12 protein-coding genes are annotated in these 13,385 nt (G+C 44.0%); 2 read left to right on the forward strand and 10 right to left on the reverse strand.

What is annotated here, in order from left to right; all coding sequences use genetic code 11:
• From relA to NST56_RS14850, 7 genes are all read right to left on the reverse strand, one after another.
• Window positions 1-2,205, reverse strand: coding sequence for a GTP diphosphokinase (gene relA / locus NST56_RS14820; RefSeq protein WP_010335122.1), 2,205 nt, complete (start codon window positions 2,203-2,205; stop codon window positions 1-3).
• Window positions 2,206-2,372: 167 nt separating this feature from the next.
• Window positions 2,373-2,885: an adenine phosphoribosyltransferase gene (locus NST56_RS14825; RefSeq protein WP_010335123.1), complete on the reverse strand. Its 513-nt coding sequence runs from the start codon at window positions 2,883-2,885 to the stop codon at window positions 2,373-2,375.
• 5 nt (window positions 2,886-2,890) lie between these two features.
• Window positions 2,891-5,251: a single-stranded-DNA-specific exonuclease RecJ gene (gene recJ / locus NST56_RS14830; RefSeq protein WP_339177444.1), complete on the reverse strand. Its 2,361-nt coding sequence runs from the start codon at window positions 5,249-5,251 to the stop codon at window positions 2,891-2,893.
• A 66-nt stretch (window positions 5,252-5,317) separates the two neighbouring features.
• On the reverse strand, window positions 5,318-5,653 hold the full coding sequence (locus NST56_RS14835) for a lipopolysaccharide assembly LapA domain-containing protein (RefSeq protein WP_010335125.1): 336 nt from the start codon (window positions 5,651-5,653) through the stop codon (window positions 5,318-5,320).
• A gap of 76 nt (window positions 5,654-5,729) precedes the next feature.
• Window positions 5,730-6,227, reverse strand: a complete 498-nt coding sequence (locus NST56_RS14840) for a cation:proton antiporter regulatory subunit (protein WP_010335126.1) — start codon at window positions 6,225-6,227, stop codon at window positions 5,730-5,732.
• A 160-nt stretch (window positions 6,228-6,387) separates the two neighbouring features.
• A complete protein-coding gene (gene secDF / locus NST56_RS14845) occupies window positions 6,388-8,601 on the reverse strand; it encodes a protein translocase subunit SecDF (RefSeq protein WP_339177449.1) in 2,214 nt (737 codons plus the stop codon).
• A gap of 37 nt (window positions 8,602-8,638) precedes the next feature.
• Complete coding sequence (locus NST56_RS14850; RefSeq protein ID WP_010335127.1) at window positions 8,639-8,935, reverse strand: post-transcriptional regulator; 297 nt, start codon at window positions 8,933-8,935, stop codon at window positions 8,639-8,641.
• A gap of 115 nt (window positions 8,936-9,050) precedes the next feature.
• Here NST56_RS14850 and spoVB point away from each other — a divergent pair, with 115 nt between their 5' ends.
• The gene (gene spoVB, locus NST56_RS14855) at window positions 9,051-10,607 is read left to right on the forward strand and encodes a stage V sporulation protein B (protein ID WP_339177452.1); all 1,557 of its coding nucleotides are present in this window, start codon (window positions 9,051-9,053) and stop codon (window positions 10,605-10,607) included.
• Between the two features lie 2 nt (window positions 10,608-10,609).
• On the opposite strand, the gene NST56_RS14860 is transcribed toward spoVB, so the two are convergent.
• Window positions 10,610-11,266 carry a DUF421 domain-containing protein gene (locus NST56_RS14860; protein WP_010335128.1) on the reverse strand — a complete coding sequence of 219 codons (657 nt, stop codon included), beginning with the start codon at window positions 11,264-11,266 and terminating at the stop codon, window positions 10,610-10,612.
• Between the two features lie 196 nt (window positions 11,267-11,462).
• Here NST56_RS14860 and NST56_RS14865 point away from each other — a divergent pair, with 196 nt between their 5' ends.
• Entirely contained in the window at window positions 11,463-11,852 is a 390-nt protein-coding gene (locus NST56_RS14865; protein ID WP_229146619.1) for a TIGR04086 family membrane protein, read from the forward strand.
• Between the two features lie 55 nt (window positions 11,853-11,907).
• Here the strand turns inward: NST56_RS14865 and yajC are convergent, their stop codons facing one another.
• Window positions 11,908-12,174 carry a preprotein translocase subunit YajC gene (gene yajC, locus NST56_RS14870; RefSeq protein WP_010335130.1) on the reverse strand — a complete coding sequence of 89 codons (267 nt, stop codon included), beginning with the start codon at window positions 12,172-12,174 and terminating at the stop codon, window positions 11,908-11,910.
• A 47-nt stretch (window positions 12,175-12,221) separates the two neighbouring features.
• Window positions 12,222-13,367: a tRNA guanosine(34) transglycosylase Tgt gene (gene tgt, locus NST56_RS14875; RefSeq protein WP_010335131.1), complete on the reverse strand. Its 1,146-nt coding sequence runs from the start codon at window positions 13,365-13,367 to the stop codon at window positions 12,222-12,224.
• Window positions 13,368-13,385: the final 18 nt, after the last annotated feature.

Genomic DNA, 13,385 nt, shown 5'->3' on the forward strand with positions numbered 1-13,385 from the left:
TTAATTCATGACGCGGCGCACAGAATATATATCCCTTATTTGCTTAATGCGCTCGACGACTTTATGCAGATGATTGATGTTCTGGATAAAAATAGCCATATGAATGGTTGCCACTTTGTTGCGGTCCGATTTGCCAGAGACAGAAGAAATATTTGTTTTCGTTTCATTCACTGCCTGAAGCACCTCGTTAAGCAATCCGCGGCGATCATACCCAAGAATCTCGATCTCAACATTGTATTCCTTGCGTTTTTGCACCTGTGACTCATGTTCCCACTCTACGGGGATCAGCCGCTCCTGCGCTTCATTCGTTTTGACATTCGGGCAGTCGTCGCGATGGACGGAAACCCCTCTGCCTTTTGTAATAAAACCGACAATATGGTCACCAGGCACAGGATTGCAGCATTTCGATAAACGCACAAGAAGATTGTCGATCCCCTTGACGCGAACGCCAGCTTCACGCTTTCTTCCTTGCGGATACGGTTTAGGCTCAGCAGTGACATCCTGAACAATTTTTTCTTGTTCTTCCTGATCACGCTGTTTTCTTTCTTTTTCTGTCAGCCGGTTCGCCACCTGCAGGGCTGTGATGCCATTGTAGCCGACCGCTGCGTACATGTCTTCTTCATTTGAGAAGTTAAATTTATCTGCAACTTTTTGGATGTTCTCCGGTGTCAGGACGTCCTTCACTTCAAAGTCCAGATTTTTAATTTCTTTTTCAACCAATTCACGGCCTTTTTCGACATTTTCTTCGCGCCGCTGTTTCTTAAAGAATTGACGGATCTTATGCTTCGCCTGTGAGGTTTGAGCAAGCTTCACCCAATCCTGACTCGGACCATAGGAATGCTTGGAGGTGAGAATTTCTACGATATCACCTGTCCGGAGCTTATGGTCAAGGGTCACCATTTTTCCGTTGACCTTCGCACCGATTGTTTTATTGCCGATTTCAGAGTGAATCCGGTAAGAGAAATCAATTGGGACAGAACCGGACGGAAGCTCGATGACATCTCCTTTTGGCGTAAAGACGTACACCATATCCGAGAACAAATCGATTTTGAGCGACTCCATAAATTCTTCGGCATCTGTTGATTCATTTTGGAATTCCAAAATTTCGCGGAACCATGAAAGCTTTTTCTCAAATGTCGCGCTTTCACTCGCTGCTTTTCCTTCTTTATAAGCCCAGTGAGCCGCAACCCCGTATTCCGCGATTTCATGCATTTCAAAGGTGCGGATCTGCACTTCCAGCGGGTCGCCTTTAGGCCCTATAACTGTTGTATGAAGCGATTGATACATGTTCGGCTTCGGCATTGCGATATAATCTTTGAACCTGCCGGGCATCGGCTTCCAGCATGTATGAATAATGCCGAGCACCGCGTAGCAGTCCTTTATGCTGTTCACGAGAATCCGGACAGCAAGCAGATCATAAATTTCGTTGAATTGCTTATTTTGCAGCACCATTTTTCTATAGATACTGTAAATATGCTTCGGCCGGCCTGAGAAGTCAGCCTTAATGTTGACTTCTTCGACACGTTTTTTCACCTCATTGACAACCTCGTCGACATAAAGCTCGCGTTCTGCGCGTTTTTTCTTCATGAGGTTGACAATTCTGTAATATTGCTGAGGATTCAAATAACGGAGCGCCGTATCTTCCAGTTCCCATTTAATCTTTGAAATCCCGAGGCGATGAGCCAAAGGAGCAAAGATTTCCAGCGTTTCATTAGAAATTCTCCGCTGTTTTTCTTGGGGAAGATGTTTCAGCGTCCGCATATTGTGAAGACGATCCGCCAGCTTGATCAGTATGACCCGGATATCTTGAGCCATAGCGACAAACATTTTGCGATGATTTTCCGCCTGCTGTTCCTCTTGAGATTTATATTTAATTTTACCGAGCTTCGTTACACCGTCCACAAGCATTGCCACTTCCTCGGAGAATGCTTCCTTCAGGTCATCAAGCGTCACATCAGTATCCTCCACTACATCATGCAGAAATCCGCCCGCGATTGTGGATGGATCCATTTCAAGATCAACGAGAATTCCCGCAACCTGAATCGGATGTATAATGTAAGGCTCACCTGATTTGCGGTATTGCTCGCGATGAGCATCTTCAGCGTACAGGTATGCTTTTTCGACAAATGCGATATGCTCATCGGATAGATAACTGCGCGCTTTATCAATAACTTGCTCGGCAGTCAATACTTGTTCGTTCGCCATGGAATCACCTTTTTTAAAATGTAAACTGTATTGTAGTTTATTATCAAGAAAAAAACGATAGATGTAAAGAGCAGAAGTTCAAATCACCAAATAATATATCAAATAAATGCAAAACAATAGGAAAAAAGCACCCTGTATCGAGTGCTTTTTCCTTTATGAGGTTATCTTTAGTATTTCATTAATGTTAAGATGTCATAATTATCAAGTTTATTTCTGCCATCAAGGTAAGAAAGCTCGATTAAGAAAGCGATACCAGCTACAATGCCGCCAAGCTCCTCGACAAGTTTGATTGTTGCTTCAATTGTGCCGCCTGTTGCAAGCAGGTCATCTGTAATAAGCACACGCTGGCCTGGTAAAATCGCATCTTTGTGGATCGTTAATACGTCTTTGCCATACTCCAAACCGTAATCCACTTTGATGACCTCACGCGGCAATTTGCCTTCTTTGCGCACCGGTGCAAAGCCGACGCCAAGCGCGTAGGCAACCGGACAGCCGATAATAAAGCCGCGTGCCTCTGGACCCACAACCAAATCAATTTGTTTTTCTTTTGCATATTCAACAATTTGATCTGTTGCATAGCGATAGACATCGCCTTTATCCATCAGTGTCGTAATATCTTTAAATTGCACGCCCTCTTTCGGGTAATCCGGTACAATTGTTACGTATTGTTTTAAATCCATCTGTTTTATGTCCTCCTCGTACTTTCATAAGCCTCTGAATCTTGTTTCATCAGCTTATTCAGCCATTCCTTCAGCTCTTCAGCCGCAGAATAATTCAGCTTTTGATCCAGCTCCATCAGCTGCTGTTTTGCTTGATATGTTTGCGAGTCTGTTAAATCGCGTTTTTTTGCTCCGCTTATTACAGACAGCACACCATTCTCTATTTTAACAAAACCGAGATCAAAAAACACCTTTGTCATGAAATTGATTGTTTCAACGGACCAGCCTTTATGCCTCGCAAGCTCTGAGCCGTGTTTATTCAAGTCAAAAGTACCTCTTTTCAGCAAGAATGCATAATACCATTTAAAGTGGTCTCTTGCCGGAAAAGATGATAAAAAGTGTTCCTCATGATTGAGAAAGATGAAGTAAATCCGCTCAGGCGCTTTGCCTTCCAGCAAACGTGCGAGCATGTCCAGCGAAGGCGGAGAATCCAGTAATACAATATATGCATTGTCAAGTTCACATGCCTTCGCTTGGTCTTCAGAACTGATAACGTGCACGTCATGGCGAAAATCTTCAGACTGAAGAAGCGCTTTGGTTTCTTCTTTGAAGGAGACAATGACTCGTTTATCAGACGGAAGGGCGGAAACCGTATCTTTCCACGTGCGTTTTCCTCTTAAGTCAAACAGCTGCCATTCAGCAACAGCCGCATCCTTGATCATCAGCTGCGGTTTTTTTCTGTTATTCCATTCGTTGATCGACATTTCGCCCACAATCGAAATTTTTGAGCCGGGCACAATATTTTCCTCAAGCTCGCCTTTATTGAAACCGACGCAGTCAAGCTGGGAGGAATCGTTTCTAATCGTCATTTTGACATGATTTTTATTCGCCCCGATTTTGCGGACATCTTCCAGCACTGCGTTTTCTACCATCACATGCGGTTTCGGGTTCAGCATGCCGAAGGGAGAAAGCAGATTCATCTCTGTGATGCTTTCAACCGTAATGTCCTCCACGCTGCATACGAGGTCTACTTCCTGTACAGGAATAAAATCTTCTTCCGTAAGCGTATGGTCAGCTATCTCATTCAGCCTGTTCCGCAATTCCGCCACATCCTCGGCATTCAGCGTCATGCCCGCCGCCATTGGATGGCCTCCAAAGTGCGGAAGAATATCTCTGCATTCAGAAAGGCTTTCAAACAAATTAAATCCCCTAATGCTTCGTGCCGAACCTTTGGCGATCCCTTTTTCTTCATCAATTCCAAGGACAATGGCCGGGCGGTAAAAACGGTCTACAAGCTTTGAAGCTACAATTCCGACGACTCCGGGATTCCACCCTGCTTTTGCCACGACAATTGCAGTTTGATTAAGCCCTTCTTGTTCAACCATTTCAATCGCTTCATCCGTCATTTTACTGACCATCTTTTGCCGTTCTTTATTAAGCTGATCGATTTCAGCGGCAAGCTCTTCCGCTTCAAACAGATCCTCTGACATCAACAGATGAACAGCAGGATCGGCCTGTTCAATTCTTCCGACTGCATTCAGTCGCGGTGCGAGCTGAAATCCGACGGTTTCTTCGTTCGCTTCTCCGATGTCTCCGCCTGAGAGCTTAATCAGCTCTTTTAAGCCAAGCCGGTTCGTCCGCCGGAGCTTTTCGAGACCTAATGTTGCAATTAATCTGTTTTCATCATGCAGCGGAACTAGATCGGCAATGGTGCCAATTGCCGCCAGGTCAAGAAGTTCATCTGGCCATTCGCCCAATAATGCGTGGGCAAGCTTAAACGCTACTCCCACTCCTGCAAGCTCCTTAAAAGGATAGGTGCAGCCAGGCTGCTTCGGGTGAACGATCGCATGAACATCCGGAAGCTCTGGTCCAGGCTCATGGTGGTCGGTAATGATGACATCTAAGCCAAGTTCCTTTGCTACCCTCGCTTCATGGACAGCGGCAATCCCCGTATCAACCGTAATAATGAGTGAGAAGCCTCGTTCTTTAATCGAACGAAACGCCTGTTCATTGGGGCCGTAGCCTTCTTTAAACCGGTCAGGTATATAAAAATCAACTTGCGCTGACAGCTTTTGCAAAGTGTGCAGCATCACTGACGTACTGGTAACTCCATCGGCATCATAATCGCCATATATCATAATCTGTTCTTGTTGTGAAATCGCCTGTTTTATTCGTTCAACCGCTTCTTTCATCCCCTTCATCTCATAGGGATCATAGAATTCGGCATCCTTTGTATGTAAAAACAGTCTCGCGCTTTCTGCCGTATCAAAGCCTCTTTTTACAAGCAGCGACGCAACAAGAGGTGTTATGTCCAATTGTTCTGTGAGTGATTTGACCTTTTCCTGATCTGGTCTCTGGATTTCCCATCGCATTTTTGACGCTAACATAAATTCACCCCTCAACCACCCTATTATACTAGAGCAGGCTGAGGGGTTTCAAATATAATTCGAAAACTAGTCTTTTTTCTCAATAATGGCGGATGCATCCTGTGTGTCGGCTTGGACATCATTCAAATGAGCATCCTCTTTGTTATGTATCACGTCCTGTGCGGTTTTGTTTTCTTTCCGCAGCGCTTTTATTTCTCTCTTTAATTTCATGACTTGAAAAATCCCGGCAGAAAAAACGATCAGCGCCCCCATCAGTACTGAACCTAAAATGACGAGAATAAGCGGCCACTCTGATCTGCCAAACAGGTAATCAACTTCTACGGATCTTACATTAATGACTGCGAATACAGCGACAAGCAATGTAAAAATAAGTGCAAATATAATCGTCCATTGTTTGTTCATTCGATTACCCCCAAACTTCACTTATTGAGGTTAGTTTCCCTATTCACATTCGTTTTAAACATGGCTTGACGTGAGGTCAAGCCCCCAATGCGGTTAATTTTTCACGAATCAGCCTCTTCAGTCCTTCTCTCTCTCCAGAGATGACGAGTGTATCTCCTTCTTCTATCACTGTTTCAGACCCAGGATTCAATTGCTTTGCCTGATTCTTTTTTAATATAGCAATGACAGTCGCTTGATATTCCTGCCGCACGTCCAAATCACCGATGGTCTTGTGAACGGCTGGTGCTCCAGCTTCTGCTTTAAACCATTCTATGATCAAATCGTCAAGAGCTACTTCCACGGTTTCTAACGCTTTCGGTTTATATGCCATCCCGCCCAGAATCGCAGAAATCTGCCTCGCTTCCGCATCATCAAACTGTACGGATGTCACACATTCTTCATGATCATTTTCGTCAAAATAATACAGCTCTCTTCTGCCGTCGTCATGAATAATAATTGATATTTTATCTTGGTTTCTGGTGACAATCTCAACTTTTTGCCCGATACCCGGCAGCTCCGACTCGCGAACCTTCATAGCCAAACCCTCCCACATATATGAAAACCTGTCACAAATCCTCTTCACACCATTTATATGTTTAATTGTAAGCGTATGTCATTATAGCAAATGTCTATTTTAAGATCAATCAAACGCCAAAAAATCAGGCTGCCCATAAAGGACAGCCTGACCATTTACACTATTGTTCTGTACCTTTTTTTAATTCTTTCCCTTTCCAAACAAGCCAAATTTGCGCGGCAATGTAGAGGGATGAATAAACACCTGTTAACAGCCCAACCAATAGAGCGATTGAGAAGTTTGTAATAGAAGATGCCCCAAAGATCAGCAGTGTTATGACTACAATTACTACAGTTAATACAGTATTAACTGATCTTGTAAAGGTTTGCTGCAAGCTTAGGTTTACGATATGGCTCAAATCGGCAAACGTTTTCGGCTTGCGCTTTTTCATATGCTCGCGAACCCTGTCAAATGTAACGATTGTATCGTTAATTGAATAACCGACAATCGTCAGAACGGCTGCAATAAAGGTAACATCTACCTCCAGCCTTGAAATGCTGAAAAATGTGACGATAAAGAAAGCATCATAAAGCAGTGAAACAATTGCAGCAATTGCCATTTTGTACTCGAATCGGATGGAAACGTAAATAATGATTCCGATTGAAGCAATGGCTACTGCGTACAATGCGTTTCTCGCCAGCTCTTTACCAACAGTAGGTGACACCGTGCTGACATTCGGCTCGGCTCCGTACTTGTCTTTAAAGTAATCTTTCACTTTTGCAATGGTTTCTTTATCAGGCACTCCTACAAAGCGGGCAACACCAATATTGCTCTTTTCGCCTGACAAGACAACCGTGTCAGGTTCCATGCCAAGTGATGCAAAGTCCTTCTCCACCTGCTCTGTCGTCAGCTTATGGTCACTTTGCACTTCAATCCGGGCGCCGCTCGCAAAGTCAATGCCCAAATTCAGCTTAAATACAAGCAGAATAATAATCCCGGCAACGGTAACTGCACTTGAGAAAATAAAGAAAAATTTTCGCTTGCTCGTAAAATCCCATTTTTGGAACGGCGTATACGGTTCTGTATTTTCATCTGTGTCCTGGATGTCCACAATATGTTTCTTTTTGACGCCAAACCAGCCTTTTTTGCGGTCTAACCATCTGCTTTCCACAAGAAGCGAGAGCAGAAATCTTGATAAGAAGACTGCGGTAATAAAGCTTGTCAGTATCGACAGAATCAGCATTGTCGCAAACCCTTTAACAGAGCTTGTCCCAAAGACAAAGAGCACAACCGCTGCAATAATGGTTGTAATATTCGCGTCAAAAATCGTCGCAAATGACCGTCTGTTTCCTGAGCGGAAGGCAGAACGGACGGATTTTCCTAGCTTAAGCTCTTCCTTAATCCGCTCATAGGTGATGATGTTGGCATCTACAGCCATCCCAACGCCTAAAATGAGTGCGGCTATTCCCGGAAGAGTGAGAACAGCGTTCATCCAGTCAAAAATCTGGAGTGTAATGTATACATAAACTGATAGCGTAATCACCGCAATCAATCCTGGCAGGCGGTAATAGAAAAGCATAAATAGGAAAATAATAGCGATTCCGATAATACCTGCAAATACCGTATCATGCAGCGCCTGCTGTCCGAATTGTGCGCCTACTGATGTTGAGTATTTTTCAGTCAGTTTCACAGGCAGCGCCCCGGCATTTAAAATGCTGGCTAAATCTTTCGCTTCCTGGACTTTAAAATGCCCTTCGATTTTTACATCTTTTGTGTTTAATTCCTGGCTTACATTCGGTGCGGAAACATATTTAGGGTTCTCTTTCTGAACTTCTTTTTTAAAGGAGTCACCTTTTTCGTAATCCAGCCAAATAACAAGCTGGTTGTTCGGCGCCATGTTCATGACCTTTTTCGTCACTTCTCCGAATTTATCAGCATCTTTCAATTTGATAGTGACAATCGGTTCATTTGTTGTACTATCATAAGTTTGTTGTGCGCCGTTTTCGACGAGATCCGCACCATTCAGCAATTCTTTATCATTTGCATCTCTGAAAGAAAGCTGAGCCTCAGTCGCCAGAATTTCCCGCGCTCTGTTTTGGTTTGTCACACCAGCGAGCTGAACACGAATCCGGTTATTTCCTTCAATTTGGATGTTCGGTTCACTGACACCGAGGACATTCGCCCTGCGGTTCAAAGCCTCTACTGTGCTGACCAGAACGTCTTTTGTAATTTTGTCACCTTTTTTTACAGGCTGTACGTCATACAGCACCTCAAATCCGCCTTGCAAATCCAATCCTAACGTAATATTGTTTGCGGCAGGCTTCGTAAAGTAGCCCAGACCCGTGCCAATCAATAGAACGAAAAGGAAAAACGCAATCAAGCGTCCTTTTTTCATTATGTATATCCTCCCTTAAACCTATGCAGATCAACTGCTACCTCAGTAGTTCTTCTAATGCTTCCTGACCTTCTTCACTGCCCAGCCAATTAGACGTTTTAAAAGACTCAACAGTTGCATAGTTCATAAATTCTCCAATTTTCACTGATAAAATATCTCTTGTCAGTTCATAGATGTGCAATTCCGATTTCTTTTTCCACTTCTTGTTTTTTAAGTATGACCACAAACTATCGAGTTCAACATCATCATATCCCAGAATCTTAAACTCTTCCAGTTTGCTGTAAAGAAACGGCCTTACGTGGTCTTTATATAGATCGGCTGGATGCTTATCCACGAATTCCACGCTCCTTTTTTATTGTTTTTCAAGAAGACTTGTCATGCTTGGACGATATATACGCATATCTTTATTGTATATGATTCCAGGTAGTTTGAGAAGGCAGGGGGTAAAAATGGCGAAACAGACGTTTTTAAAGGGCACTCTTATCCTTATCGCAGCAGGGATGGTCACAAGAATGCTCGGCTTTGTCAACCGGGTGGTCATCGCCCGTTTCATAGGCGAAGAAGGGGTCGGGCTCTATATGATGGCAGCTCCTACCTTTTTCTTAGCCACTACATTAACTCAATTCGGTCTTCCCGTCGCAATCAGTAAGCTAGTCGCTGAAGCCAGCGCACGCGGAGATCATCAAAAAACGAAAAATATTTTAGTCATGTCTCTTACCATCACTGGGATTCTCAGCCTAATTTTCACACCGTTGTTTTTATTTTTCGCCCCGGTCATGGCGGAAACCATGCTGACAGATCAGAGGACGCTGTACCCCCTCTTGGCCATTACTCCGGTCGTGCCGATTATCGCCATATCCAGTGTGCTGAGAGGGTATTTTCAAGGAAAACAAAATATGAACCCGCTTGCCGTTTCACAAGTCCTAGAACAAGTCATCCGTATTTCTCTCGTGGCTGTATGCACGACGATTTTTCTCCCTTACGGAATTGAATATGCCGCAGCGGGAGCCATGCTTTCTTCAGTTGCAGGAGAGCTGGCGTCACTCGTTTATTTATTCATTTGTTTTAAATTCAAAAAGACAATTAAAATCAGAAAACATTTTTTCCAATCGATTAAAAATGGAAAAGAAACTTTTTCCCAATTAATGAGTGTCTCCCTTCCTACAACCGGCAGCCGTTTTATCGGCAACCTTTCATGGTTTTTTGAACCCATTGTTGTAGCACAAAGCCTTGCAATTGCCGGAGTGGCGACAGTTGCGGCAACAAAGCAATACGGGGAACTGACCGGCTTTGCCATGACGCTGCTGACTCTGCCCAGCTTTATTACATATTCTTTGTCGACCGCGCTTGTTCCTGCGATAAGTGAAGGAATGGAACAGAAAAAACTTCAGGTGGTTGAATATCGATTGGAGCAGGCCATGCGGCTGTGCCTGCTTAGCGGGGGCATTTCAGTTGTGATTTTATATGTGTTTGCGGATGAGCTGATGAGCGTGATGTATGGGTCCTCAGGCGCAGCCGTGTTTATAAAAGTCATGGCTCCGTTTTTTCTACTTTATTATTTCCAGGGTCCGCTTCAGGCTGTGCTGCAGGCGCTCAATTTAGCAGGGGCCGCAATGATGAACAGCTTGATCGGAGCTCTTGTGAAAACAGGCCTCATTTTCGTCCTTGCCACGAGACCGTCTCTCGGCATCATGGGTGCTGCATTAGCGATTGTAACGGGCATGGTGCTCGTCACCCTTTTGCATGCAGCGACAGTGAGCAAGGTGCTGCCAATCAGCATCAAAATAAAAGAGTACGTGCTCTGCTTCGCGGTTATTTTTATATGCGGGTTCCTCAGCACTGCTGTCAAACAATATGTGCGCTTCGGAGAGTCGGAGGTTGTGAATGTTGTCGGATGGATTGCGATCAGTGCTGTTTTCTATATCATCTTGCTGCTCGTTTTCCGATTAATCAAAAAAGATGAGCTTCGCCGCATCCCTATTATCGGACGCCTGATCGTCCGATGAAGTCAGGGGCGGTGCCCATCTTTTTCATCAATAAAAAATTCACCGTCAGTAAACGAACAAAATGATATACCTGAAGGACTCGTGTATCCCTGTTTCAATAAATTCTCCTCAAGCCACTTGCTATCTTTGCCGATCCGAGCCAGGTTCTCAGTTTGAATGTCACCGTCAATGATAAGCGGCATCTCCAGCTGTCTATGTTCATCATCTTTTTGTTTTTTTACGACAGTCAATTTGCCTGACGGCTCTAATATAGCAAATGATACATCAGCTACTCTTTCGACATTATTTTCTCTAAGCTGAACCATCAAATCATCAAAATTATAACGCTGTGATTTCATAGCGTCTTCGTCAATTTTTCCGTATTTAATGATAATGGTCGGCTTGCCGTCAAGCAGCTGACGAATACGCCGGTTTTTTAAGGATAGGTATGCAAATGTCACTTGGATCATCATTAGCACAAGCATTGGCAAAATGGTATGAAACAGATGGTCATCTACGTTTTCTATGGCCAGGACGGCAATTTCAGCCATCATGATAAAGACAACGAGATCTAATATACTAAGCTCTCCGATTTCCCGCTTGCCCATGAGACGAAAAATAATCAGGATCACAAAATATAATATGACTGTGCGAAACGTTATAGTAAGAAGCTCTTCCATGATGCACCTCCAACTCATCATAGCATGCAACAAAACAAACGATTTATGTAAGAAAAAGTGATCGTATTTCATAAAGCTTTTACGTCTAATTCACGGATCTAGGGAATACATTTTTACAAAGACGAGCCATCAGCATGTCTGAAGCTTTGTTTAATAAGAACAGAAGCCTTTATAGATAGGCAGGGAGGAGAAATTCATGGAGGAAACGAAACAAGTTGGAAAAGGCATACTCTACGGCTTAATCGCCATATTTTCAGCCATGCTCCTAACGAGTTTAGCCGTTTCACTTTTACTGACAGCAACCTCGCTTGAAGAATCATCATTCAACTGGCTGATCACCGCCGTATCATTCCTTTCTTTGTTTATCGGCGGATTCATATCTGGCGGGAAAGGGAAGGAAAGAGGCTGGCTGATTGGGGCATTGACTGCTTTGAGCTTTTCCTTGATTATTTTACTGTTTCAATATTTAGGATTCGGAAAAACATTTACAGTAGAACAATTGCTCTTCCATCTTGGGTTTTTAGGCGTATGTATGCTTGGCGGTATTTTCGGAGTGAATTTGAGAGGAAGCAGATCTTCCTCATAAAAAAAGAGCGGGGGCTACCCGCTCTTTTTTGTTTGCTATGTATGAACTCCTGCTGTTATTCAGCAGCAGAAGTTTCTCTGATCGCGCGGCGGTCGAAAGTAAGACGTGTGTTATCACCAGTCTTAATGACGACTTTGCTTTCGTCGATAGAGTCAACTGTACCGTGCAATCCACCGATTGTCACGACTGAATCGCCTTTTTTCAGTTCCTCCTGCATTTGACGCACAGCTTTCTGCTGCTTCTGCTGTGGACGGATCAGCAAGAAATAAAGAACCGCAAACATTAAAATAATAGGAACGATTGTACCTAAAGTACCTGTCATCTTTTTCCCCCCTTTCTGAAACAAACTTGCCATTATGGCTTTTTATATTAGAAGCTTTTCGCATTTGGCTTATTATAGCCGTAACGCTCAAAGAACTCTTCTCTGAAATCACCCAGACGATCCTCGCGAATAGCCTGTCTTACCTGCTCCATTAAGTGTAACAGAAAATGAAGGTTATGGTAAGTTGTTAATCGGAGTCCAAACGTTTCATTGCAGCGAATCAAGTGTCTGATATACGCCCGTGTGTAATTTTTGCATGTGTAGCAATCACACTCTTCATCAATCGGACGGAAGTCTCGCTCAAATTTTGCGTTTTTCATATTGAGCCGGCCTTCAGCAGTAAACACCGTGCCGTTCCGTGCAATACGGGTAGGCAGCACACAGTCAAACATGTCTACTCCGCGGATCGCTCCGTCAATCAGAGCATCTGGAGAACCAACTCCCATCAGATACCTCGGCTTATCCTTCGGTAAAAGCGGAGTCGTAAATTCAAGCACCCGATTCATAACGTCTTTCGGTTCACCCACGGACAATCCACCTATAGCATATCCCGGAAAATCAAGGGAAATCAAGTCTTTCGCGCTTTGTGTACGCAAATCTTCGTATTCTCCCCCTTGAACAATACCAAACAGGCCTTGCTCGTCCTGACGGGCATGGGCATTCAGACAACGTTCGGCCCAGCGGCTTGTCCGCTCAACTGACCGTTTCATGTAATCGTATTCTGCCGGATATGGAGGGCATTCATCAAATGCCATCATAATATCAGAGCCGAGTGCGTTTTGGATCTCCATCGCTTTTTCCGGGGATAAAAACAGCTTATCTCCATTTAGGTGATTGCGAAAGTGAACGCCCTCTTCCTCTATATTACGAAACTTGCTTAATGAAAAGACCTGAAAACCGCCTGAATCTGTTAAAATTGCGCGGTCCCAGTTCATAAATTGATGGAGTCCGCCAGCTTCTTTTACAATATCGTGCCCCGGGCGGAGCCATAAGTGATATGTGTTGCTTAAAATGATGCCAGCGTCCATTGCCTTTAGCTCTTCAGGCGCCATTGTTTTAACTGTCGCCAGTGTGCCGACCGGCATAAAAACAGGCGTTTCAAAGGAGCCGTGGGGAGTATGCACTCTGCCCAGACGCGCCCCTGTTTGTTTGCATTCTTTTATAAATTCATAGCGTATTGGTTGTTCAGCCACTTTTTATGAGGCCTCCTG

Source organism: Bacillus sp. FSL R5-0560, from assembly GCF_037966305.1.
GTDB lineage: Bacteria > Bacillota > Bacilli > Bacillales > Bacillaceae > Bacillus > Bacillus mojavensis.

What these genes read in the sequence shown, in the direction of transcription:
- relA (WP_010335122.1), bottom strand. Translation starts at nt 2,205, where the DNA reads ATGGCGAACGAACAAGTATTGACTGCCGAGCAAGTTATTGATAAAGCG.
- NST56_RS14825 (WP_010335123.1), bottom strand. Translation starts at nt 2,885, where the DNA reads ATGGATTTAAAACAATACGTAACAATTGTACCGGATTACCCGAAAGAG.
- recJ (WP_339177444.1), bottom strand. Translation starts at nt 5,251, where the DNA reads ATGTTAGCGTCAAAAATGCGATGGGAAATCCAGAGACCAGATCAGGAA.
- NST56_RS14835 (WP_010335125.1), bottom strand. Translation starts at nt 5,653, where the DNA reads ATGAACAAACAATGGACGATTATATTTGCACTTATTTTTACATTGCTT.
- NST56_RS14840 (WP_010335126.1), bottom strand. Translation starts at nt 6,227, where the DNA reads ATGAAGGTTCGCGAGTCGGAGCTGCCGGGTATCGGGCAAAAAGTTGAG.
- secDF (WP_339177449.1), bottom strand. Translation starts at nt 8,601, where the DNA reads ATGAAAAAAGGACGCTTGATTGCGTTTTTCCTTTTCGTTCTATTGATT.
- spoVB (WP_339177452.1), top strand. Translation starts at nt 9,051, where the DNA reads ATGGCGAAACAGACGTTTTTAAAGGGCACTCTTATCCTTATCGCAGCA.
- NST56_RS14860 (WP_010335128.1), bottom strand. Translation starts at nt 11,266, where the DNA reads ATGGAAGAGCTTCTTACTATAACGTTTCGCACAGTCATATTATATTTT.
- NST56_RS14865 (WP_229146619.1), top strand. Translation starts at nt 11,463, where the DNA reads ATGGAGGAAACGAAACAAGTTGGAAAAGGCATACTCTACGGCTTAATC.
- yajC (WP_010335130.1), bottom strand. Translation starts at nt 12,174, where the DNA reads ATGACAGGTACTTTAGGTACAATCGTTCCTATTATTTTAATGTTTGCG.